The following is a 23,492-nucleotide window of genomic DNA, read 5'->3' on the forward strand; positions in this document are numbered from 1 at the left end:
GGGTCTTACAGTGTGGATGCGTAGCGATCAGATGCATGAACGGCGCCTATCGGTGGGTTGGTGCACCTGATCGTTAGCGCCTGGCGTCGATTTGGACTGCCGCTGGGAGGCGAATGCTGAGCAAAGGTGCGATAACACAACCGGGGCATACCCGCGCCAGACAACGAGGGCAGCCGCCGACCGGTTGCCGATCAGATGCACTACCCGCCCTGAAGCGGCTATTGGTGCATCTGATCGCTAGGCGTCCACATCTCGGGATGCGATCAGATGCACACGCCGGGCCGCCACACGCCGCCAACACGTCGTTCGCGCATCTGATCACCCCGGTGAAAACGATCAGGCGTCAAAACGGAGATCAGGTGCACAAGGGATCGCTACCGCGTGTGGGCCCCAGCCAGGGGTGAGGTAACTTGGCCGGCACGGATCAACGGTTCGCCGTCCACCAGGAGGTCACCGGCACCGTGTGGACCGTCGCGCAGATCCTTGACGATGTCCCAGTGCAGCGTCGACTGGTTCGTGCCGCCGCATTCCGGATATGCCCGCCCGAGTGCGATGTGAACGGTGCCTAGGACCTTCTCGTCGAAGAACAGGTCGCCGGTGAGCGTCGTCAACGCAGGGTTCAGTCCGATGCCCAGCTCACCCACGTGCCGGGCGCCGTCGTCGGTGTCGATCAACGCCTGCGCCAGGCCGGCGCCCTCCTCGGCCTGAACGTCGGTGACCGTTCCCCGCTCGAAGGTCAGCCGTAGACCTTCGATCGCGCGACCAGCGAAGTAGAAGCGTTGGGGAAAGGTGATGAATCCTTCGACACCGTGGTCATGTGGTGCCGTGGCGAGTTCGCCGTCGGGCAGGTTCGCCTCGCCGGCGAAGGTCACCCAGCGCCGGCCGCCGATGTCGAGGCGGAGGTCGGTGTCCGGGGCCGTGATGTGGACTCGATCGGCCAGCTCCAGGCGGTGGCCCAGGTGCTGCCATCCCGCCCGCAGAGCCGGCCAGTCCGCGATACAGCCGGCGAAGAACTCGTCGAACAGCTTTCCCGCGTCGATACCCACGAACTCGGCCCACTCCTGGGTGGGTACACGGACCACTGCCCAGCGGGTCTCGGACCAGCGAAGAGCGGAGATCGCGCCTTTGGCGGCTCGTTGGATAGCGAGGCGGGTGTCGTCCTCGCGGGTTGGCGCCGGCGGCTGCATGCCGCGGAACGAGACGTGCACGTCGGACCAGCGCAGCGCATCAGCTTCCACGTCGGGTACCCGACCCAGCAACTCTACTGGGGCGTGTTCCAACGCCGCCCGGTCGAACCGTTCGTCGGTCAGCAAGGTTTGCGGGAAGGCGCCGCGCCGGTAGCACTCGGCGACGAATGCTTCGGCGGCCGCGACCGACGACGCGTCGGTCAGGAAGATGCTGACGTTGTCACCTTCGGTGACACCGGTTCCATCGGCAGCGACCCGGGCGAGGTCGCGCCATTGGTCCATGCGGTTCACGGGTTAGCTCCATCCGGTGTGACGTTGACGTCGTGCATCAGGTGCCGGGTGGCCCGATAGAGGCCGGTGGTCTGCTGGTACAGGTGGTCATACACCTCGGCCCGGGTGGGGTCGGGTTCGACGGTGCGGCTGACCCTCACCCAGGTGTCGACCGCGGCGCGGTCGGCGAGCACACCTACCCCGAGGGCCGCGAGGGCCGCGTCCCCGAACGACGCGCCCGAATGGGCCGCCACCTCCTGTGTGCGCTGGGTGGAATCGGAGACCGCCCGGAGCCAGACCTCGTTGCGGGTGCCGCCGCCCACGGCACGGATCAGCTCGGGCGCCGCCGCCGCGTCGGCATAGGCATCGAGGTTGGCCCGGACCCCGCAGGCGACTCCTTCGAGCAGCGCGCGATAGATGTCACCGCGGGTGTGCGACAACGTCAGCCCAAAGATGGTTCCTCGCGCGGCGGGGTCGTTGATCGGGGTCCGCTCGCCGCTGAAGTACGGCAACGCGATCAGCCCACGAGCACCGGGTGGCGACGTCGCCGCCTCGTCGGCCAGCCGGGCGAACCACTCGGGCCGGGTGTGGACGTCGGCGCCGGGAGTGACGACGTCGAGGAACCATTGAGTCAGGCTGCCGGCCGTGGCGGTGCCGGCCGCCAGGACATAGCTGCCCGGGAAGACGTATGGCGCCGACCAAAGGTCCGGGTAGGGGGTTGGCCGGTCCAACATCTCGATCATGAAGATGGTGGAGCCGTACATGAGCATCAGCCGACCGGCCTGGGTGATGCCCGCGCTCACGGCCTCGGCGGGTGCGTCGGTGGTGCCGACGATGACCGGGGTGCCGGCCGGCAGGCCGGTGACCTCGGCGGCGCGCGGCGTGACGACCCCCGCGATGTCCGAGGCCCAGCCGAGCTCCGGCAGACGTTCAGCGGTGACGACGTCTTCACACCCCGACGTGTCCCACTGGGCGTCGTGCAGGTTGTAGAGCGGATGGAAGTACCCGGCGGTTCCGTGGTCGATGACCCATCGACCGGTCAACTTGCCGACCAGGTACGTCTGCGAGGTGACGAACCGGGCGGCCCGTTGATACACGTCGGGTTCGTGGTCTCGCAGCCATGCGATCTTCGGTCCGGCTGACTGCGTCGACAACGTGTTCCCGCTGCGTTCCATGATTGCCTCGCGGCCCAGGCGGGTTTCCAGGGCGGCGATCTGTTCGGTGGAGCGGGTGTCGACGCCGTACAGGATCGCCGGCCGGAGCGGTGAACCGTCGGCGCCCAGCGGGAGTACGCAGGGTCCGATGGCGCTACAACCAACCGCTGCCACCGCGCCGGGCTCGACGGCGTCGTCGGAGAGGAGGTCGCGGACTACGTTGACGAGCCCGGACCACCACACCTCGTCGGCATCGTGTTCCGCCCAGCCGGGGCGCGGCACACTCAGCCGATGGGGCCGAGCTGCCTGCGCCACGACCTGGCCGGCCGCGTCGACCGCGACACCTTTGGTCTCGTAGGTGCCGACGTCGACGCCGATGACGACGTCGCGGCTCACGTGTGAACGACCGCTTCGCTGGTGCGCAGCTGCCGTACCTCGGACATCAGCGTCTCCACTCGGGCCGGGTCGACGGAGTTCTCGAAGACGCCGTCGCGTTTGAAGAACGTTCCGACGACGGCGGCGTCGGCGATGGACAGGGTCTGCCGGACATTGTCCGCCCGTACACCGGTGTTGACGACGACGGGGGTGGTGCCGGCCGCGGCCTTGACCGATTCGAGTGTGGCGACGTCGGTGGCCGCACCCGCTGTGAGACCAGAAACGCAGATGGCGTCTGGCCGGTTGTTGAAGACCGTCGACCGGGTGATGTCGGCGAGGTCACGGTGGGCCAGATAGGCAGCGGCCTCGGGGACGATGTTGAAGAGTAGGCGCACGTGGTCGCCTCCGACTGCCTTGCGGTGTCTGGCTGTGGCACCCGCGTCGGTGTTCCACAGGCCGAAGTCGCTTGCGTAGACGCCGGTGAAGATCTCCCGAACGAACGACGCACCGGTGGCGACGGCCAGATCGATCGAGGCGCGCGCGTCCCAGAGAACGTTGACGCCGAAGGGTACGTGGATCTCCCGGGACAACTCTCCGATCACGCGGGCCATGGTGATGGCGGTGATCGGCTCGGTCTGGGTGAGATACGGCAGGCTGAACTCATTGGAGATCATCACCGCGTCGACACCACCTGCCTGGAGCGCCGCCAACTCGTCCCGGGCGTGGTTCAGGACTCCGTCCAGGCCGCTGCCAGCGTCGTAGCCGGGGTCACCGGGCAGGGCAGGCAGATGACACATGCCGATCACCGGCTTGGACACGCCAAACGTTTCCTCGAGCCAACTCACCCTGCTACCTCCAGTGGAACGTGTTCAATGATGTTTGAATATTACATCACAGATGTGCGAGCGAAGGGTGAGCTGGTTGGCGGCAGGGTGCGGCGGCAGGGTGCGGCGGCAGGGTGCGGCGGCAGGGTGCGGCGGCAGGGTGCGGCGGCAGGGTGCGGCGGCAGGGTGCGGCGGCAGCGAGTAAGGACGTGGGGCGGGCGCGGCTGCCCGTGGTCGTGACGCTTGTGGAGGTCAGCCCGCGGTGGTGCGCGCGTGATCGAGTTCGAGTGAGCCGTGTCGTTGACGGCGGTGATGCAGCGCGTCCGTAGTCAAGATCGCGAGGGCAGTCCAGACCAGCCCGAAGCCGACGAACCGCACGGCCGGGACCTCCTCGTTGAACACGGTGATACCAAGGACGAACGCGATGCTCGGCCCCAGGTACTGCATCAGGCCGAGGGTGGTCAGGCTAGCCCGGCGCGCTGCCCCTGCGAAGAGCAGCAGCGGTAGGGCGGTGACCACGCCGGTGCCGATCAGCAGCAGATCGGTGCCTAGATTGAACCGGCCCAGCGCGGCGTCACCGTTGAACTGCCAGAAGATCAGCAGGCCGAGTGCGAAGGGAAAGACGGCGGCCGTCTCCAAGGCGACGCTCCCGACAGCGGGCACCTGGATCTTCTTCTTGATCAGACTGTAGAAGCTGAAGGTCAAGGCCAGCGTCAGCCCGATCCAGGGCAGCTGGCCGTAGTTGACGGTGAGGACAACCACGGCGATGCCGGCGATGCCCACCGCCAGCCACTGCACCCGGCGTAGCCGCTCGCGCAATACGATCACCGCGACGAGGACCGTGACCAGCGGGTTGATGAAGTAGCCGAGCGAAGTCTCGATGACTCGTCCTTGGCTGACCGCCCAGATGAAAGTGGCCCAGTTCACGGTCACGATGACGCCGGCCAGGCCAAGCAGTGCATACGTGCGGACGCCGAGGCCGCGCAGATGTGTAAGTCGCCGGGTGAACGCGACAATCAACGCAACTGTGACCAGCGACCATACGATCCGGTTGGCCAGAACCTCCAGGGCGTCGACGTGATCGAGTAGCGCCCAGTACAGCGGTAGCAGTCCCCAGAGTCCGTACGCGGCGAAACCGAAGACGAGTCCGGAACGGGGACCTGGCACTCGCGACATGGTACCGGGTCTGCAAGGAGCTATCGATCCTCATGGTGCTGACGTCCCAGCCGAAGGGTCTGGCTGAACACCTCAATATGCCCTCAAGACCCCTGATGCCCCCCGCGGCGAAATGGTTCGATGAGGCGCAATCGTCACAAGTCGACATTGTTGCTGTGTCCAATAACACGAACCCGGCCGGCGCCGGACCTTGATCGATACCCCCGGCCGGAGTGGTGGCAGCGACGACGTTGTGAGCGGTGGTGTCGTCGACGGGATGGAGGCCCAGCCACATAACACCCGTCCAGGCAGTTGCGGTGTAGAGCAACAAGGAGGATCGGTGAGCATCATTCAGCGTACGGGTCACGTGTTTATCAGGCGCATAGGTGTGGTGGTCACGGCGGTTGCCGTGATCGCTGGGTTGATGTCGACGGCGGGGGCCACTGCCTCGCCGGGGTCGTCCCCATCGGCTGGACACCCCGGCGTCGAGATCACCGCGCCGGTTCCGGATGAGCCGGCAGAAGCGGCGGCCGGTGAATCGGTGACGGTCTCGTTCAGCACCAACCGGGCATGGCCTTTTGTGGTGGATGTCCGGGCGTCGTCGACGGACGGGGACTGGCAGCCGTTCGCGGACAACACCGGGCGTGGAACCGCGCACGACGGACACAACGACGTTGAACTCCGGCTGCCCGAACTGGCCGATGGTGATTACGACCTTCGGGTGCGGCTGTTCACTCCGAACGCGAACCCGGATCGTCATCGGCCGATGGCTGAGGCGGACGTCGAAGCCGGGCTGCGCGTGACGTCCGATGCGGCGGAGGTCTTCACCACCGACTTCAAGGAGGACGGCCAGGTGGTCGGCGAAATGCCGGCCGGATGGTCGGTGTTGTGGGGCGACGGCGCTGGATTCGAGATCGCCGACGCTCCGCGGCGTGTGGTGCACACGAACACCTCCGGTGGACAGGAGTCGATCGTTCTCGACGCGCCGGGGATGATCGATTTCGACCTGGACGCCGAGGTGGCCGGCCTCGTCCGGCTGCCAGCGGAGGCCAATCCGGCGGGAACGAGCACCCGGTTCCAGATGCACATGCAGGCCAGCGGCGAGCCGGGGAGTCACAGCTCGTTCTACACCGACACCACCGCCACAACGGTACGCCTCGGTCGCTACCGTGATGGCAGCTACACCAACCGGGGCACGGCCTACCAGTACGAGGTCCCGGCAGACGCGTGGCACCACGTGGTGATGCAGCGCCACGACGACGTATGGCGCACCAAGATGTGGCCGTACGGCACTGCCGAACCGGCCGACTGGATGGTCGAAACCAACCGCACCTCTCTCGACGGTGAGGTGCCGGCTGGGCAACCAGGGATCGGGCACTTCGCGGCGGGCGCCGTCCAAGAGTGGGCGTGGTTCTCCGTCGCCGTCGGCACCGACGCCGACCTGGTGGTCGCCGAGCGGGCACCGGAAGGACTGTTCGAGCCGGAGCCGGGCGCCGAGGTCACCGCGGTACAGGTGGAGCCGGAGTCGATCTCGCTGGGGGTCGGCGTCAGCGCCGAGCTGACGGCGACCGCCGTATACGACGATGGCGCCGCTGTCGACGTCACGCAGAGCGCGGACTGGGCGAGTGCCGACGACGACGTCGCGACGGTGCCGGCCGGTGGTGTGGTGACCGGTGTCTCCGGCGGAACCGTAGAGGTCACAGCTACCTTCGAGGACGTCACGGGGGCCGCGACGGTCACCGTCGACGCTGATGCGCATGTGTACACCACCAACTTCAAGGAAGACACCCACATTGCCGGGGAGTGGCCGGACGGCTGGAGTGAGTTCCGGGTCACTGGCGACTGGTCGGTGCAGAATGCGCCCCGGCGCCTGGTCGGCGAGATCTCCGGTGGCCGGCAGGGGGTCAGGTGGGAAACCCCTGGTGACGACGGCGTTATCGAGGGCGACGTTGAGGTCGCCGGCTTGGTGCGTACCAACCTGCCCGCAGGCAACGCGCTGTTCCAGATCGTGTTGCACGGGGCTGAGCACGGCACGGACGACTACTACTACGTCGATGCCCGGCTGGGCTCCAATGCCATCCGCATCAACCGATTCCTCGCGGGGTCCTTCAACGTGCTGCGGTCCGCCCCTTCGGGGGTCCAGGTCGACAGCGACGTGTGGTACCAGGTGGTCTTCCGACGTGAAGGCAACGGGTTGGCGGCCAAGATGTGGCCGTTCGGCGAGGACGAGCCGGACGAGTGGCAGGTGAGCGCCGTTGACACCACACATCAGAGTGGCCAGGTAGGTGTCGCACACCTCAACACCGGAGCTACGACCGATTGGGCGTGGTTCTCGGCAGCGAGTGGTGGTTTGGAGGCGGAGCGGGCACCTGAGGACGTATTCGACCCCGCCCCGGATGCTCAGCTGTCCGAGGTGGAGATCACGCCGTCCACGATCGCCATCGAGGCGGGTGATACGCGGGCGTTGCAGGCCACCGCGATGTATGACGATGGCGCCGGTGTGGATGTCACGGCTACCGCGGACTGGGCCTCCGACGACGAAGCGATCGCCACCGTGGATTCGGACGGCGTGGTGACGGCTCATGTACCGGGTGACACGCAGGTCAGCGCCACCTATGCCGGCATGACTGACACCGCCGACGTTAGTGTTGTCGACTTTCTGGCCCCGACGACCGGGTTCGAGGACCGCGACGGTGCAGGCTGGACCACGCTGGAGGAGGAGCTGGAGTTCCTCCAGGAAGTGGCCGATCGTTCGGAGCGGATGAGTTTCGAGCAGGTCGGTGAGACGGTTGAAGGTCGGCCGTTGCATCTGGTCCGGGTCGGGTATCCCGTGGCACCCAGTGACGAGGAGATCGCTGACGGTCAGAGTGCGTTGGTGGTGGCTTCGCAGCATGGGAACGAGCCCGCCGGCCGGGAAGGTGCGTTGCGCCATCTTCGGGACGTGGCATTTAGTGAGGATCCCGAGGTGGTGGCTCAGCTTGAAGACATCACGATGCTGTATATCCCGACGGCGAACCCCGATGCGCGTGCGGCCAACGTGCGTACCAACGCCGACGGGATCGACACGAATCGGGATCACCACCTGTTGGAGACACCGGAAGCGGCCACGGTTGCCGAACTGGTGATGCGGTTCGACCCGGAGATCGTGCTGGATCTGCATGAGCGGCCCAGTGGCAGTGAGCCGGATATGGAGCTGTTGTGGCCGCGTAACCTCAACGTGGACGAGCAGTTGCGGGAGCTCAACATCGAGCTGGTCGAGGACCATCTCTTCCCGGCGTTGGAGGACGAGGGGTTCACGGTAGGGCTGTATGGCTCGCCCGGCGGTACCGGCGGAGGAGATGAGCGGATCTCCCGTAACGTGTTCGGGCTGCGGCACAAGATCGCGTTGTTGACCGAGACCGCTGGGCAGGATCCGCCGATGTACCGGGTCGAGTCGCAGACGGTGACGGTGGCTGAGACGCTGGCGTTCTTCCATGACCGCCTCGGCGACGTCGTCGAGCAGACGTCGGATGCACCCGAACGGCGTCGGGCTCATGGGGCCGGGCAGGGAGCGTTCTACCTCGAAGGCCGCGATGATGTTTCGCCGCCGCCAGCGGGCGGGATCATCGATCCGGGCGTGTGTGGCTATGTGGTCTCTGCCGAACAAGCTGAGTCGATCGACCGGCACGTGGGTTTGTTCGGTATCGAGATCGATACTCTTGATGATGGTCGGGTGTTCATCGGGATGAACCAGCCGATGATGACGATCATCCCGTTCCTCGTCGACCCGCGCGCGACCTACAACGTCGCGGTCGGGACCGCTGTCGACGACTGCGACGACATCCCGGGACCGGCGGAACCAGCACAGTTCGCCACAAGCTTCACTGAGCCGGAGCACACGGTCGGTCTGCCTCCACACGGGTGGAGCGAGTACCGCGCGGCCAGCGAGTGGGCGATCGACGATCTGCCGCGGCGGCTCGTGGGCCAGAACACCGGCTCCCGCCAGGGGCTGATGTGGGACGCGCCCGGCCCCGGCGGTGTCGTCGAGGGTGATGTCGAGGTGTCGGGGCTGGTACGTGCCCCGAACTCCGGCGCGGCGGCGTTCCAGCTGACGCTGCAGGCGTCCGGCGACGGCACGGACTACTACTACGTCGACGCCCGGACGACCACTCACACGATCCGGATCAACCGATTCCGGGACAACAGCTTCAGCGTGCTCCAATCGGAGCCGTCCGGATTCGAGGTCGACAACGGTGTGTGGTACCAGGTGGTCTTCCGGCGTGAAGGCGACGAACTGGCGGCCAAGATGTGGCCGTTCGGCGAGGACGAGCCGGATGACTGGCAGGTGACCACGGCTGACACCTCCCACAACAGCGGTCAAGTGGGAGTGAACACTCTGTTCAACGGAACGGTGAACGAGTGGGCGTGGTTCGCGGTGGCCACAGGCGGTCTGGAGGCCGAGCGGGCACCGGACGGCGTGCTGGAACCGGGTGCCGACGCCGAACTCGACCGGGTCGAGCTGGCACCTTTGGCTCCCATCGGCAAACCCGGTGACACCGTCGAGCTGACCGCCACCGCCGTGTGGGACGACGGCAACGGGTATGACGTCACCACGGCTGCCGACTGGTCGTCGGCCGATGAGGATGTCGCGACGGTGACCGGTGCTGGAGAGGTGACCGCGGTCGACGAGGGCACCGCCGAGATCAGCGCCGTCTACGAGGGTGTGTCGGGAACGGTCCCGTTCACCGTCGACGAGGAGTATGTCCATACCGGCGACGGCAGCCACACCTTCGGTGCCGGGCAGGTCACCACCTCCGAGGGGGGCATGGTCTCGTCGGCGGACGGGCTCGCCTCCGAGGCGGGGGCGCGGATGCTGGCGGACGGGGGCAACGCGGTGGATGCCGCAACCGCGACGGCGTTCGCGCTGGCCGTCGTCGAGCCCAGCATGTCGCACCTGGGGGGCCGGGCACAGATGTTGATCCGGCTGGAAGACGGTGAGTATGTGGGCATCGACGGCGGAACCCAGGTTCCGATCGACTATGACCCGGCGCTGGCACCACCGTCGCATGAGGCCGGCCGCGGCTACGGTGCGATCGCGACCCCGGGTATGGTCGCTGCCCTGATGCAGGCCCATGAGGAACATGGCAGCATGCCGTTGGCCGAGGTCATGGCACCGGCTATCGAGCTTGCCGCCGAAGGGTTCGTGTTGCCGCCACGGCAGGCTACCAACCTCGTGCCGTTTGCCAACGTCAACGACGAGCAGTACGCGGCCGCGCAGAGGTATTTCTTGCGGCCGGACGGTACCCCGTACCAGGCCGGGGACACCTTGGTCCAGGAGGACCTGGCAAGTGTGTTGGAGGCGATCGCCAACGAGGGCGCCGGAGTGTTCTACGACGGATGGATCGCGGACGCGATCGCGGCTGATATGGAGGAGTTCGGCGGCTTTGTCAACAGTGACGAGCTGGCCAGCTATGAGGCGTTGCCGAGCATCGTCGTCGACGGTAGCTACCACGACTACGACCTCTACAGCGTGTACGACCCGGCCCGTGGGCACGTGACGATTCAGGCTCTGCAGATGTTGGAGCACTTCGACATGGCCCAATGCGCCCCGGGTGCCGGATGGTTGTCGATGATCCACCAGGCGTTCCGGATCAGCATGTCCGACCGCGGGCTGGACGCCGGCAGTCCGGAGGCGTCAGCGGAGAGGCTGACCTCGAAGGAGTTCGCCGCTGACCGGGCACAGGCGATCTCTGATCACTGTGATCCGGACAGCGGGGCCGGTCCGCTCGTCGCGCCCTTCGGGTTCGAACCGGGTGCCGGTGACGGTGGTGTCGACAGCACTGAAGGTGACGCCAGCCAGTCCGAGCAGGACGACGCTTGGCGCGACTGGCCGTACATCGACGACCTCGACCCGGACGAAGAGTCGCCCGACACGACGCATCTATCGACGGCCGACCCCGCCGGAATGGCGGTGACCCTGACCCAGACCATTGGGCCGGGAAACGGATCGATGGTCGCCACTGAAGGGCTGGGATTCCTCTACGCCTCGACTATGGGTTACTCGTCCGCGGCGCCCGGTGCTCGGAATAGCACCAACCTGACGCCGATGATCGTCGAGCGTGACGGAGAACTCGCCTACGTTCTCGGGGCGGCGGGCGGCGGCCGGATCCCGACTGCCGTCCTGCTGACCCTGGCCCGGACGTTCGATCAGGACCTGTCGTTTGCCGAGGCGATGGCCGCACCCCGGTTCCACTCGACCGCGATGGGTACCATCCGGCCCGAACAGGACGACCGTGCGGACGTGTACTGGCCGCAATCCACGGTGGACGGCCTTGGCGACCTCGGATACTCGCTCGTGTTCGAGGGCGGTCAGAACTACGGACGGGTACACGGACTCCATTACGACGCCGACACCGGTGTCTTCACCGGGGTGGCCGACCCCCGAAGGGAGGGCCAGGCCGCCCGCCTCCCCTAACCCCCACCCCACTCCCACCCCCTCCCCATGATCATTGGCTTTTGACTACCGGATCCGGTAGTCAAAAGCCAATGATCATGGGGAGGGGCTTTAGGGTCTGACTATGGCTGGACGCTGGCAGTTCTGGATCGATCGCGGCGGAACCTTCACCGACATCGTGGCCCGTCGGCCGGATGGCTCCCTGATGACGCACAAGCTGTTGTCGGAGAACCCCGGCAGCTACCACGATGCCGCGGTGGCCGGAGTCCAGGCGTTGCTCGAGCCCGGTGCCGAGATCGAGGCGGTCCGGATGGGCACGACGGTCGCGACGAACGCGTTGCTGGAGCGGCGCGGTGAGCCGACCGTACTGGTGATCACCCGTGGGTTCGCCGACGCGCTGCGGATCGGCTACCAGGCCCGGCCACGGATCTTCGACCGGCACATCGTCCTCCCCGAGTTCCTGCACGAGCGCGTCATCGAGGTCGACGAGCGCGTCACCGCTGAGGGTCAGGTGCGGCGCGCTCCAGACCTGACACAACTGGAACCCGAACTGAGAACGGCATACGACGACGGGTACCGGGCGGTCGCCGTCGTGTGCCTGCACAGCCATCTGTATCCAGCACATGAGCAGGCCATCGGCGAGCTGGCCGATCGGATCGGATTCCCTCAGGTGTCGTTGTCCAGCCAGGTCAGCCCGCTGATGAAGCTGATCCCGCGGGGCGACACCACCGTGGTGGACAGCTACCTCTCGCCCATCCTCCGTCGGTACGTCCGGCAGGTCGCCGACGAACTACCGGGAGTACGGCTGATGTTCATGCAGTCGAACGGCGGTCTCGTCGAGGCTGGGCATTTCCGTGGCAAGGATGCGATCCTCTCCGGCCCGGCCGGTGGCATCGTCGGGATGGCGAGGATGTCGAGTCTGGCCGGCTTCGACCAGGTGATCGGGTTCGACATGGGGGGCACCTCAACCGACGTCTCACACTACGCCGGCGAATATGAGCGAACGTTCGACACACAGGTCGCCGGGGTTCGGTTGCGCGCCCCGATGCTCGACATCACCACGGTGGCAGCAGGTGGCGGATCGATCCTGCACTTCGACGGCTCCCGGCAGCGGGTCGGCCCGGAATCTGCCGGTGCCAACCCCGGTCCAGCGTGTTACCGCAATGGCGGTCCACTCACGGTGACCGACGCCAACGTGATGCTCGGCCGGATCCAGCCGGACTACTTCCCAGCCGTCTTCGGCCCCAACGGCGACGAACCCCTCGACCAGCAGGTCGTCTGGGCGAAGTTCACCCAGCTAGCCACCGAGATCAGCGGCGCAACCAACACCGACCGGAGCCCCGAGGCCATTGCCGAAGGTTACCTGGCCATCGCCGTAGCGAACATGGCGAACGCGGTGAAGAAGATCTCCGTGCAGAAAGGCAAAGACGTCACCGAGTATGTGCTGACCACGTTCGGCGGGGCGGGCGGTCAGCACGCGTGCGCCGTCGCCGATTCACTCGGCATCCGCACGGTGCTCGTACCGCCGATGGCCGGTGTGTTGTCTGCCTTGGGGATTGGCCTGGCCGACACAACAGCCATGCGCGAGCAGTCCGTCGAAATGCGACTCGACCACGATGTAATGAGTCGGCTACGTACTGTCGCGTCGTCGCTCGAAGAGTCCGCCCGGGCCGAGCTGACTGCCGAAGACGTTCCCGACGAGCGGGTCCGCGTCGCCGCCCAGGTCCACCTGCGCTACGACGGCACCGACACTTCCGTGCCCGTCGTCTTCGCCGAACCGGAGGAGATGATCTCCGACTTCGAGCGGAGCTACCGTCGGCTGTACTCGTTCCTGATGGACCGGCCGCTCGTCGTCGAAGCGGTGTCGGTCGAAGCCGTGGGGGTCTCTGAGGCGTCGCTGGCTGGCCTGGGGTTGGGGGATCCCCGACAGGGTGCGGACGGGCATCGGCGAGCGAGGAACGAGCGAGTCGCGGGCGAGGAGGGGGTCCCCCAACCCCAGACCACACCAACGCCGGCCACCAGCTCCGTACGGATCTACTCCGGGGGCAGCTGGCGGCAGGCGCCGTTGGTGCAGCGAGAGCAGTTGCTGCCGGGGACGACGGTCGACGGGCCGGCGATCATCACCGAGGCGAACGCGACAACCGTCGTCGAGGACGGTTGGCGAGCGATGATCACCGAGTACGGGCATATCCAGATCGACCGGGTCCGGGATCGCGGCGAGGTCAGCGGTGTGAGCACTGACGCCGACCCGGTGATGCTGGAGATCTTCAACAACCTGTTCATGTCGATCGCCGAGCAGATGGGTGCTCGGCTGGAGTCGACGGCGCAGTCGGTCAACATCAAGGAACGGCTGGACTTCTCGTGCGCACTGTTCGACCCGGACGGCAACCTGATCGCCAACGCGCCGCATATGCCGGTGCATCTGGGATCGATGGGCTCCAGCGTTCAGGAGGTCATCGAGCGGCGTACCCGCACTGGCGAGTTGCGTCAGGGTGATGTTTATGCGGTGAACGATCCCTATCACGGTGGTACTCACCTGCCGGATATCACGGTGATCACTCCGGTATTCGACGAGGCTGGAACTGACGTGTTGTTCTACGTCGCGTCCCGTGGGCATCACGCCGAGGTTGGAGGCCTGACACCGGGGTCGATGCCGGCATTCAGCCGCGACATCCACGAAGAAGGTGTGCTGTTCGACAATTGGCTGCTGGTGCGAGACGGCTGTTTCCTCGAGGAGGAGACGATCCGGCTGCTGACAGAGGCGCTATACCCGTCCAGAAGTCCGGATACCAATATCGCCGATCTTCGAGCCCAGATCGCGGCGAATGAGAAGGGTGTGGCTGAGGTCAACCGGATGATCGACCATTTCGGACTCGAGGTGGTCCAGGCCTACATGCGACACGTCCAGGACAACGCGGAGGAAGCGGTCCGACGGGTTATCGACGCGCTCGACGACGGTGAGCACACGTATGAGATGGATCAAGGGGCGGTCATCAAGGTTGCGGTGACGGTGGACCGGGTCGCTCGCTCGGCCACGATCGATTTCAGTGGCACGTCTGCTCAGCTGGAGAACAACTTCAATGCGCCGACGTCCGTGGCGACGGCGGCCGTGCTCTACGTGTTCCGCACGCTGGTGGCCGACGACATCCCGTTGAACGATGGCTGCCTGCGGCCGCTACACGTCGTCGTCCCCGACCACACCATGCTCTCGCCGGAGTACCCGGCGGCCGTCGTCGCCGGCAACGTCGAAACGTCGCAGGCCGTCACCGCCGCGCTCTACGCGGCGCTGCGGGTTCAGGCCGAAGGGTCCGGCACGATGAACAACGTCACCTTCGGCAACACCAGGTACCAGTACTACGAAACGATCGGTTCCGGCTCCGGGGCGGGCAATGGTTTCGACGGCGCGTCGGCCGTGCAGACCCATATGACCAACTCCCGCCTCACCGACCCGGAAGTGCTCGAATGGCGCTACCCGGTGCTCGTCGACAGCTTCGTGATCCGCCGGGGGAGTGGCGGAGGAGGCAGATGGACCGGTGGCGACGGTGTGATCCGGCGGTTGGTGTTTCGCGAGCCGATGACGCTCAGCACGTTGTCCGGACACCGCCGGGTGCCGCCGTACGGCATGGCCGGCGGCCAGCCGGGCGCCCTCGGTCACAACCGTGTCGAGCGGGCCGACGGCACAACTGTCCCGATGGGCGGCAGCGACTCGGTGGACGTGCTCACCGGCGACGCGCTTGTCGTCGAAACACCGGGTGGCGGCGGCTACGGCTGACCCGTCCGGGGGAGCGGGCTCCCTCCCCAGAGGGAGGTGACACACCGCGGACCCGGCATACCTTCGGGCGTGTGGACAACCCTCGTCACCTGCGCATTCAGAAGTTGGCCGGCTATGGCGCCGCCATGGCCATGCTGCCGTATCTCTTGATCAAAATTGTCTGGACAGTCGACGGCCTGCGTGGTGGCGGTCTCGACGACGGAGTATGGGAAGAGCTCGACTGGACTCAGGTAAACGCCCTGACGGTGGCGATGGCGGCGGTGGCTGTCATCCTTGGGCTCATGCTGGCCCAGGACTGGGGCCGGCGGGTTCCTACGTGGGTGATAGCCCTTCCCGCCTGGGTCGGTATGGGCTTCTTGACGCCCCTCTTGGCCGTGGTGGCGGTGCCGTTCACCGAGTCGGTGGAGGAGGCGACTACCGAGGTCGCCGGTGAGCTGCCATTGTGGGAGATGGTGCTGATAACGATCTCCTTCGCCGGCACTGGTCTGGGGTTGGCGATTGCATTTCCGCTGTATGCGCGGCGCAGGTGGCCGGAAGCATTTGTTGGTATGGCGGGTATGGCCGGTATGGCTGGCGAGCAGGAGACCTCCGCCACCGCGGCGGCCCGGCCCCGTCCAGTGGTCCTGGCTCGGGCCGCGATGGCGCTATGTGTGGCGCTGGGGGTGGGCCAGCTGTATTGGGCTTTGGGCGGCACCGCTGGCCTCGAGTTCGCCGAGCTTCAGCTGCGCGATGCGCGGTGGCATGTCTTCACCGCCAACTCCGGGCTCTGGGCACTCATCGCGGCATGGGGAGTATGGACGCTGACGCGCCGGCGTGGCCGGTTGCCCATCTGGATCCCCATGCTGGCGGCCTGGGTTGCCTCCGGATCGTTGAGTGCATGGGGCGCATGGAAAGGGATCTTCACCGCCCTTGTCCCACCGGAGACACCCGAACACCCGTTTGCGCTAGCCGCCGTCAACCTGTCCGGATTGGTCGCCGGGGTGCTCGCTGGCCTGACCCTGTTGCTAGTGCTGCGAGTCCGCCGTGCCGCGGGTATCCCACTGGGAGCGTGAAGGGTAAAGTGATGTGCGAACGAATATTGTGCTAGCTCTAGCGATGGCGGGGGCACACGTCGCCGCGAGCGCTTCCCCTGCCGATGCCGAAGAAGCCGACGCAAGGATCAGATCAGCGCTCGCCAGAATAGCCGAGCGTGCAGCAAGAGGGCGGTCTATGGCACCGGTGGCTAACCACCGGGGTGCCGCAGCGTAGAAAGAGCTAGTCAATGAGGGTGATGGTGTTTGGCCTGGTGGCGGCTGTCGCCTTCGTTGCCGCGGCGTATTTCGTCGCGCTTGTTATTGGTGGCCTCGGTGGCGGCGTAGGCACGCCGCAGTTGGCAGGAATCGTCATTGGTGTAGGAGTTATTGAATTCTACGTCGTACGGAGAATTCGGCGAAGATCATCGACTGTTGAAGGCACGTAGCCCGTCAACACGCTTATCCGCCAGCGTGCCCGTTTAGATCACTCAACGGTCCAGGTGTCGCGGCCAGCAATCAGTGCGTTGAGGTCACCTGAACCTTGTGTGTCGACCGCATGGTCGACTTGATCGTTCATGAGGTCACCGTAGGTAGGCCGGTCAACCTGCCGGAAGATGCCGATCGGAGTGCGCGCCAGGGTGCCGGGGTCGGCTAGCCGGGACAACGCGAACGCTCGGCTCGGGTCCGGGGCGTTGGCGTCGTGGACGATCACGTTGGGGTCGTCGCCGGAGCAGATCTCCAGCCCCGAGGTGGCAGGGTTGCGCCGGATACCGTGCTCGCCGTTCGGGCCAAACCGTACCGGTTCGCCGTGTTCGAGGCGGATGAGCACTTCGTCGCGGGTCTCGCGATTCTTGAGAATCTCGAAGGCGCCGTCGTTGAAGATATTGCAGTTCTGGTAGATCTCGACGAGCGACGTGCCGCGGTGAGCGGCGGCGGCCCGAAGCACCGACGTCAGGTGGGCGCGGTCGGAGTCGATGGTGCGCGCGACGAACGTTGCCTCGGAACCCAGGGCCAGAGAGACCGGGTTGAACGGTGCGTCCAGCGAGCCCATCGGCGTCGACTTGGTGATTTTGCCCTGCTCACTGGTGGGAGAGTACTGGCCCTTCGTCAGACCGTAGATGCGGTTGTTGAACAGCAGAATGGTCACGTTGACGTTGCGACGCAGTACGTGGATCAGGTGGTTGCCGCCGATAGACAGCGCGTCGCCGTCACCAGTGACCACCCAGACCGATAGGTCAGGACGCGACGTGGCAAGGCCGGTGGCGATCGCCGGTGCTCGCCCGTGGATCGAGTGCATCCCGTAGGTATTCATGTAGTACGGGAAACGCGACGAGCAGCCAATGCCGGAGACGAAGACGACGTTCTCCCGAGCCAGGCCGAGCTCCGGCATGAACCCCTGCACGGTAGCGAGTACGGCGTAGTCGCCGCAGCCGGGGCACCAGCGCACCTCTTGGTCGCTGGTGTAGTCCTTCTTCGTCTGCGGTGCGTCCGTGGTGGGCACGCCGGTGAGCCCGGGCATCCCCAGTTCGGTGGCGGTCACAGCTGGTCCACCTCTTTCATGATGACCTCGGCGAGCTCTTCGGCTTTGAACGGCAGGCCGCGGACCTGGTTGTAGCTCACGACATCCACCAGATACCGAGCGCGGAGCAGCAGCGCGAGTTGACCGAGGTTCATCTCAGGCAGCAGCACGCGGTCGTATCGGCGTAAGACCTCGCCGGTGTTCGCCGGGAACGGGTTCAGGTGCCGCAGGTGGGCCTGGGCGACGTGGTGCCCGGCCCGTCGGGCCCTGCGGATCGCGGCGCCGATGGGACCGTAAGTGGAACCCCAGCCCAGGACCAGTAGTCGAGCCTGGCCGGTGGGGTCGTCGACCTCGAGATCGGCGACGCCGGCGATATTGTCGATCTTCGCTTGGCGGGTGCGGACCATGTAGTCATGGTTGGTGGGATCGTAGGAGATGGCCCCGGACCCGTCGGCCTTCTCCAACCCACCGATGCGGTGTTCCAGCCCTGCGGTGCCGGGGGTCGCCCACGGGCGGGCCAGGGTCTGCGGGTCGCGTAGATAGGGCCAGAACTCCGCGGCTTCGGGGTCGTCACCTCGATGATTGGGTTCGGTGGCGAAGTCAGGATCGATGTGCGGCAGCGTGCCCAGATCCGGGATGGGCCAGGGCTCGGAACCGTTGGCGAGGTAGCCATCGGAGAGCAGGAACACCGGCGTGCGATAGGTGACCGCTATCCGGACCGCCTCGACGGCAGCGTCGAAGCAGTCGGCCGGGGACGCCGCGGCGACGACGGGCACCGGCGACTCGCCGTTGCGGCCGAACATCACCTGCAGCAGATCGGACTGTTCGGTTTTGGTCGGCAGACCCGTCGACGGCCCACCACGCTGGATGTCCACGATGACGAGTGGCAGCTCGAGCGCCACCGCCAAGCCGATCGTCTCCGACTTCAACGCCACACCCGGCCCGGACGTCGTGGTGATACCCAACGAGCCGCCAAACGACGCGCCCAGAGCGGCACCTATGGCGGCGATCTCGTCTTCGGCTTGGAAGGTGCGGACCCCGAAACGTTTGTGTTTGGAGATCTCGTGGAGCACGTCGGACGCCGGAGTAATGGGGTAGGAGCCGAGGAACAACGGCAGGTTGGACTGGCGCGCCGCAGCGATCAGCCCGTAGCTCAACGCGATGTTGCCAGTGATGTTGCGGTACCGTCCCGCTGGCATCGGAGCCGGGCGGACCTCGTAGGATACCGCGAAGTCTTCCGTCGTCTCGCCGTAGTTCCAGCCGGCCTTCAACGCGGTGACGTTGGCATCGCGGATGTTCGCGCGGGTGGCGAACTTGTTCTCCAAGAAACGGACCGTACCGTCGACGGGGCGTCCGTACATCCAGGACAGCAGCCCGAGCGCGAACATGTTCTTCGACCGCGACGCTTCTTTGCGGGTCAAGCCGAACGGCTCGAGCGCCTTCATCGTCATACCCGTGAGGTCGACGGCGTGCACCTGGTACGCGGTGAGCGAGCCGTCGTCCAGCGGGCTGGTGGCGTAGCCGATCTTCTTCAAAGCGCGGGCGGTGAACTCACCAGAGTCGATGATGAGGATCGCGCCGTGGGGAACATCGGCCAGATTGGCCTTGAGTGCCGCCGGGTTCATAGCCACCAGGACGTCTGGCGCGTCCCCCGGGGTAAGGATGTCATGGTCGGCGAAATGCAGCTGGAAGCTCGACACACCCGGCAAGGTCCCCGCAGGAGCACGGATCTCTGCTGGGAAGTTGGGGAGAGTGGAGAGATCATTGCCGAACGTTGCCGCTTCGGCCGTGAATCTGTCGCCAGTGAGCTGCATGCCGTCACCGGAATCGCCGGCGAACCGGATCACGACGCGATCGAGTTCCCGGACCTCTTTCGCCGTCACGGCGTCTTGATGCCTCCTGGATGATGGCGCCATCATCGGCGCGTCTGGTGGCCTGTGCCTCCTCGAGGTCGCGGCCCTCCCGAGCGGCGCGGCCCTCTTACCCCCATGCTAAGGCAACCCTGACCTAGCGGTCGTGTCGTCCAACGTGTGAGAGCCCGGGCCTATTCCACCGGAACCCGGCAACGGGTTCACACGTTCGTATCGTGTGAGCGTGCAACACTCTCGTGCGCTTCGCAACCTGGTGCGGACGGCCCTGCTCTTGGCGGTCCTGTGTCTGGGGGCGGTGTACATCGGGTCGCGGTTCGGACCACTCGGATACTGGCTGGCACTGCTGGCCGTGCTGACGTTCTGTACGTATCTCCTGGTCCGCAGCGACGCGGTTGTGGTCCGGGCGATGCGTGGCTACGCCGTGGGCGAGGCCGAGCAGCCCGTCTTATGCAACGTTGTACGGGACATGAGCAGCCGGGCGCGCCTGCCGATGCCACGGGTGTACGTGAGCCCCACTCCAGCCGTCAACGCGTTGGCCAGTGGGCGCGACCCACATCACGCTGTGATTTGTGTCACTGAAGGCGCCTTGGATGTTCTCGACGAACAGGAACTCCGAGCTGTCGTGGGGCACGAACTGGCGCACATCCGTAGCCGCGACACGCTGCCCGCGTCGGTGGTGGGCGGCCTCAACCGAGTGGTGATGGTGGTTCCGGTTGCCGGTGTGGCACTGGCCGCCTTGTTGCGGCTGACTATCAGGCGCAGCCGAGAGTTCGACGCGGACCGTGAGTCAGCGCTGATCAGCGGTGAGCCGCTTGCCCTGGCCAGAGCATTGCGGAAGCTGGACGCCGCCGCCCGCGAACTCGGGTTGCCGGCGGAGCCGGGTGTGGTTGCTGCCAGCCACCTGATGATCACCAGCCCACTGCGCCGTGGGGGCCGTCGGTGGTTGTGTCGTTCTCACCCGTCCACTGCCGAACGGGTGGCCAGGCTGGAGCAACTGGCCGGCTACCGCCGCTGACGTCCGTCGTGGCCGCTCCGGGGCTCTTCCGCTGGGCGGTCACCCGACACCCATTCCGGTGATCATTGCCGCATAGCGACGCCGGGAATGGTCACCGGCGGTTGGTGAACTGCAACGCGAAGTCGAAGTCCTGCTCTCTCAGCAGTTGCATGACCGCCTGGAGGTCGTCCTTCTTCTTCGACGCAACGCGAACCTCGTCGCCTTGGACCTGCGCCTTGATCCCCTTGGGGCCTTCATCGCGGATCACCTTGCTGATCTGCTTCGCTTGGTCCTGCGTCAGCCCGTCCTGCAGGGTGGCGGAGATCTTGAAGAGGCTGCCCGACGGGCGTGGATCGTCGGCGTCGAGCGCCTTCAGGGAGACGTTGCGCTTGACGAGTTTGTCCTTGAACACGTCGAGGACGGCCCGGACGCGGTCTTCGGCGGACGCCTCCATCTCGATGCCGTACTGGCCGTTCCACCTGATGGCCGCGTCGGTCCCCCGGAAATCGAAACGCTGGGAGATTTCCTTGGCGGCCTGGTTGAGGGCATTGTCGACTTCCTGGCGGTCGATCTTGCTCACGACGTCGAACGACGACTCGGCTGCCACGTGATGCTCCTTGTCCGTGTGTGTTTGTGCGGTGCGGCGTGCAACCCGGCGACGCCGGGGCCGGTCCGCCCGCGGCGTGGTGCCGCGGTGCTTGCCCCGAGCCTAGTGTGTCGCGCCGGAGATCCGTGTGTCTGAATGTGGCGCCCAGCCGGTGCATCGTCCGGTGGGCAGGTCGGCACCGACGAGGGTGCCGACATCGCCGGCGGGACCATCCGGCCGCCGCGTCGACGATGTTGTCGCGCATGTCATCGCTGTTGGTGCGCCCGGTGTGGGGACAGTGGTCACGACACTGGCGCCAGCGGTGACGGCGAGTGAAGAGTCGGCGTATCCCGTTGTCGAAACCATCCGCCGATAGGGTATTCTCTCTTCGGTCCTGGGCGTTGCCCGGAGCCCGGCAGGTTGCCCGAGCGGCCAAAGGGAGCTGACTGTAAATCAGCCGGCACAGCCTTCGCAGGTTCGAATCCTGCACCTGCCACCATGGTGCCTAGAGGCATCGACACGGCCCGACCCTCCCAGCTGGTGGGTTCGGGCCGTCTTCATGTCCGACTCCGCGCGTGATGCGCGTTCTGCTCGTTGTCGACTGATCGCCGGTGGCCTCGCGTCGGCGAGAGACGCGGCCCTCATCGAGGGGTGCGTCTACCTTCGCGTTCGTCGAGCCAGGACTGAAGGGCGGCCAGCACCACCCCGGAGATCTTCATGCGGTGCTCGGCCGCATAGCGCTCGGCGCGTTCCCACAGCTCCAGGTCGGCGTCCGTCACGTATACAGCTTTACGCACTCCCATGCACATCAGCATTCATTAGTCATAATACTTCACACTTATGAGCACAAAGAGTAGTGTGAGCGCCGGTGCGGCTGGTGAGCTGGCGACGTGGGTCGACTCCGGGGGGCACTCGCACCACTAGGGCGAGTATCCATGGGGAGCACCGTGTCGGTTGCTGAACAGGGTGGATCGGCAGACACCGGATGGGCGCGGGTCGGCTTGGCCTTCGAGCATTTCGAAGCCACCGAGGTCTGGCCTCGATATCTCTTCGAGATGGTGGCTGATCATCTCGCCACCCTGATCGAGTCTCGGGAGCTGGCGCCAGGCAGCAGGTTCCCAAGCGAACATGATTTCGCTGCCGAGTTGGGTGTGTCCATTGGGACCGTCCGGCGGGCAACTCAGGTTCTTCGGGAGCGAGGTTTGGTGCGTACCTTCCGGGCTCGTGGAACGTACGTCGTCGGCCCGTCCGCGTCCGCGTCCACGTCCACGTCCGGGTCCGCGGACGATGACGTCAGAACCGACGGCTGAGGGTCGCCACACCTTCCTCGCCATGCCCTCGTGTGTCGTTCGCTGGGCGGGCGATCATCGGGAATGAGCAACGACGGTCATGCGTTGTACCGTATTGTCAAGAACGATTATCATCCTCTGTTCACGTGACGGAGTGGCCAACAGCAGTACGGGAGGACAAATGAAGAAGGGGATTCACCCCGATTACCACGCTGTGGTGTTTCGGGACAACGGCGCCGGCATGGCGTTCCTGACCCGCTCGACAGCGACGTCGGACAAGACCATCGAATGGGAAGACGGCCAGACGTACCCGGTAGTGGACGTCGAGATCTCCTCGGCCAGTCACCCGTTCTACACCGGCCGGACGAAGATCATCGACACGGCGGGCCAGGTGGAGAAGTTCCGTCGCCGCTTCGGAAAGGCGGACTAGGGAGACGCCCTAAGCGACCCTGAGAACAGGTGTCGGTGGCGGTGTGGAGCGGATTCGCGTGTGCGGTGGTCAGTTGTGTATCCTCATGAGGCGCACGCGCCCCAATAGCTCAGTCGGCAGAGCGTCTCCATGGTAAGGAGAAGGTCTACGGTTCGATTCCGTATTGGGGCTCTGGATTGTCCTGCCGCCTATGGTGCTGGGACATCTTGGCGGGGTAGCTCAGGTGGTTAGAGCACACGGCTCATAATCGTGGTGTCGCGGGTTCGAGTCCCGCCCCCGCTACCGCGGCCAGCGGCACCCTCCCACGTGCTCGATTGGGAGACTATGCCAATGGTCGGCTACCCTTACCAGGTTCGTTGTCCGTGTATGTGAGAGAGGCACCCCGTGGCCGCCAAGAGCGCTGACATCCGTCCCAAGATCACTATGGCTTGCACGGAGTGCAAAGAGCGCAATTACATCACCAAGAAGAACCGGCGGAACGACCCAGACCGGTTGGACTTGAAGAAGTTCTGCCCGCGCTGCCGTACCCACACGGCGCACCGCGAAACGCGCTGACTGTGCCGCGCTGCCTGCCGCTACCCGGTCTCGCTGCTGCCGAGCCCGGGTCCGTGGCAGGTTTC

The 23,492-nt window shown here is 65.8% G+C and carries 16 protein-coding genes and 3 tRNA genes; 11 read left to right on the forward strand and 8 right to left on the reverse strand.

What is annotated here, in order from left to right; translation table 11 throughout:
- Positions 1-374 precede the first annotated feature (374 nt).
- The 4 genes from G8760_RS27595 to rarD all read right to left on the reverse strand — a co-directional run bounded on the left by G8760_RS27595 (position 375) and on the right by rarD (position 4,986).
- The gene (locus G8760_RS27595) at positions 375-1,469 is read right to left on the reverse strand and encodes an aminopeptidase (RefSeq protein ID WP_246222710.1); all 1,095 of its coding nucleotides are present in this window, start codon (positions 1,467-1,469) and stop codon (positions 375-377) included.
- A 5-nt stretch (positions 1,470-1,474) separates the two neighbouring features.
- Positions 1,475-3,007 carry an FGGY-family carbohydrate kinase gene (locus tag G8760_RS27600; protein WP_166356066.1) on the reverse strand — a complete coding sequence of 511 codons (1,533 nt, stop codon included), beginning with the start codon at positions 3,005-3,007 and terminating at the stop codon, positions 1,475-1,477.
- Entirely contained in the window at positions 3,004-3,804 is an 801-nt protein-coding gene (locus G8760_RS27605; protein WP_281355189.1) for a BtpA/SgcQ family protein, read from the reverse strand. Before G8760_RS27605 ends, G8760_RS27600 begins: the two co-directional genes overlap by 4 nt.
- Positions 3,805-4,062: 258 nt before the next feature.
- On the reverse strand, positions 4,063-4,986 hold the full coding sequence (gene rarD, locus G8760_RS27610; RefSeq protein ID WP_166356068.1) for an EamA family transporter RarD: 924 nt from the start codon (positions 4,984-4,986) through the stop codon (positions 4,063-4,065).
- 319 nt (positions 4,987-5,305) lie between these two features.
- Here rarD and G8760_RS27615 point away from each other — a divergent pair, with 319 nt between their 5' ends.
- The 4 genes from G8760_RS27615 (at position 5,306) to G8760_RS27630 (ending at position 16,629) form a co-directional block, all read left to right on the forward strand.
- Positions 5,306-11,419, forward strand: coding sequence for a gamma-glutamyltransferase (locus G8760_RS27615; RefSeq protein ID WP_166356069.1), 6,114 nt, complete (start codon positions 5,306-5,308; stop codon positions 11,417-11,419).
- A gap of 103 nt (positions 11,420-11,522) precedes the next feature.
- Positions 11,523-15,170: a hydantoinase B/oxoprolinase family protein gene (locus tag G8760_RS27620; RefSeq protein ID WP_166356070.1), complete on the forward strand. Its 3,648-nt coding sequence runs from the start codon at positions 11,523-11,525 to the stop codon at positions 15,168-15,170.
- Between the two features lie 71 nt (positions 15,171-15,241).
- A complete protein-coding gene (locus G8760_RS27625) occupies positions 15,242-16,222 on the forward strand; it encodes a hypothetical protein (RefSeq protein ID WP_166356071.1) in 981 nt (326 codons plus the stop codon).
- A gap of 209 nt (positions 16,223-16,431) precedes the next feature.
- Complete coding sequence (locus G8760_RS27630; protein WP_166356072.1) at positions 16,432-16,629, forward strand: hypothetical protein; 198 nt, start codon at positions 16,432-16,434, stop codon at positions 16,627-16,629.
- 38 nt (positions 16,630-16,667) lie between these two features.
- On the opposite strand, the gene G8760_RS27635 is transcribed toward G8760_RS27630, so the two are convergent.
- Together G8760_RS27635 and G8760_RS27640 are read right to left on the reverse strand one after the other, a co-directional pair.
- A complete protein-coding gene (locus G8760_RS27635) occupies positions 16,668-17,702 on the reverse strand; it encodes a thiamine pyrophosphate-dependent enzyme (protein ID WP_166356098.1) in 1,035 nt (344 codons plus the stop codon).
- 17 nt (positions 17,703-17,719) lie between these two features.
- A complete protein-coding gene (locus G8760_RS27640) occupies positions 17,720-19,621 on the reverse strand; it encodes a 2-oxoacid:acceptor oxidoreductase subunit alpha (RefSeq protein ID WP_166356073.1) in 1,902 nt (633 codons plus the stop codon).
- Positions 19,622-19,796: 175 nt separating this feature from the next.
- Here G8760_RS27640 and G8760_RS27645 point away from each other — a divergent pair, with 175 nt between their 5' ends.
- Positions 19,797-20,588, forward strand: a complete 792-nt coding sequence (locus G8760_RS27645) for a M48 family metalloprotease (protein WP_166356074.1) — start codon at positions 19,797-19,799, stop codon at positions 20,586-20,588.
- Positions 20,589-20,679: 91 nt separating this feature from the next.
- Here G8760_RS27645 and G8760_RS27650 read toward each other — a convergent pair whose 3' ends face one another.
- Positions 20,680-21,174 carry a YajQ family cyclic di-GMP-binding protein gene (locus G8760_RS27650; RefSeq protein ID WP_166356075.1) on the reverse strand — a complete coding sequence of 165 codons (495 nt, stop codon included), beginning with the start codon at positions 21,172-21,174 and terminating at the stop codon, positions 20,680-20,682.
- A 393-nt stretch (positions 21,175-21,567) separates the two neighbouring features.
- Here G8760_RS27650 and G8760_RS27655 point away from each other — a divergent pair.
- Positions 21,568-21,652: transfer RNA gene (locus G8760_RS27655), tRNA-Tyr, on the forward strand.
- A gap of 142 nt (positions 21,653-21,794) precedes the next feature.
- On the opposite strand, the gene G8760_RS27660 is transcribed toward G8760_RS27655, so the two are convergent.
- Entirely contained in the window at positions 21,795-21,932 is a 138-nt protein-coding gene (locus tag G8760_RS27660; RefSeq protein ID WP_166356076.1) for a hypothetical protein, read from the reverse strand.
- A 156-nt stretch (positions 21,933-22,088) separates the two neighbouring features.
- Between G8760_RS27660 and G8760_RS27665 the strand changes: the two genes are divergently transcribed.
- The 5 genes from G8760_RS27665 (at position 22,089) to rpmG (ending at position 23,427) form a co-directional block, all read left to right on the forward strand.
- Positions 22,089-22,463: a winged helix-turn-helix domain-containing protein gene (locus tag G8760_RS27665; RefSeq protein WP_166356077.1), complete on the forward strand. Its 375-nt coding sequence runs from the start codon at positions 22,089-22,091 to the stop codon at positions 22,461-22,463.
- 160 nt (positions 22,464-22,623) lie between these two features.
- Positions 22,624-22,872, forward strand: a complete 249-nt coding sequence (locus G8760_RS27670; protein WP_166356078.1) for a type B 50S ribosomal protein L31 — start codon at positions 22,624-22,626, stop codon at positions 22,870-22,872.
- 98 nt (positions 22,873-22,970) lie between these two features.
- A tRNA-Thr gene (locus tag G8760_RS27675) sits at positions 22,971-23,043 on the forward strand.
- 37 nt (positions 23,044-23,080) lie between these two features.
- Positions 23,081-23,154: transfer RNA gene (locus G8760_RS27680), tRNA-Met, on the forward strand.
- A gap of 102 nt (positions 23,155-23,256) precedes the next feature.
- On the forward strand, positions 23,257-23,427 hold the full coding sequence (rpmG, locus tag G8760_RS27685; protein ID WP_166356079.1) for a 50S ribosomal protein L33: 171 nt from the start codon (positions 23,257-23,259) through the stop codon (positions 23,425-23,427).
- The last annotated feature ends 65 nt before the right edge of the window (positions 23,428-23,492 follow it).

Origin of the sequence: Phytoactinopolyspora limicola (assembly GCF_011320225.1) — a bacterium.
GTDB lineage: Bacteria > Actinomycetota > Actinomycetes > Jiangellales > Jiangellaceae > Phytoactinopolyspora > Phytoactinopolyspora limicola.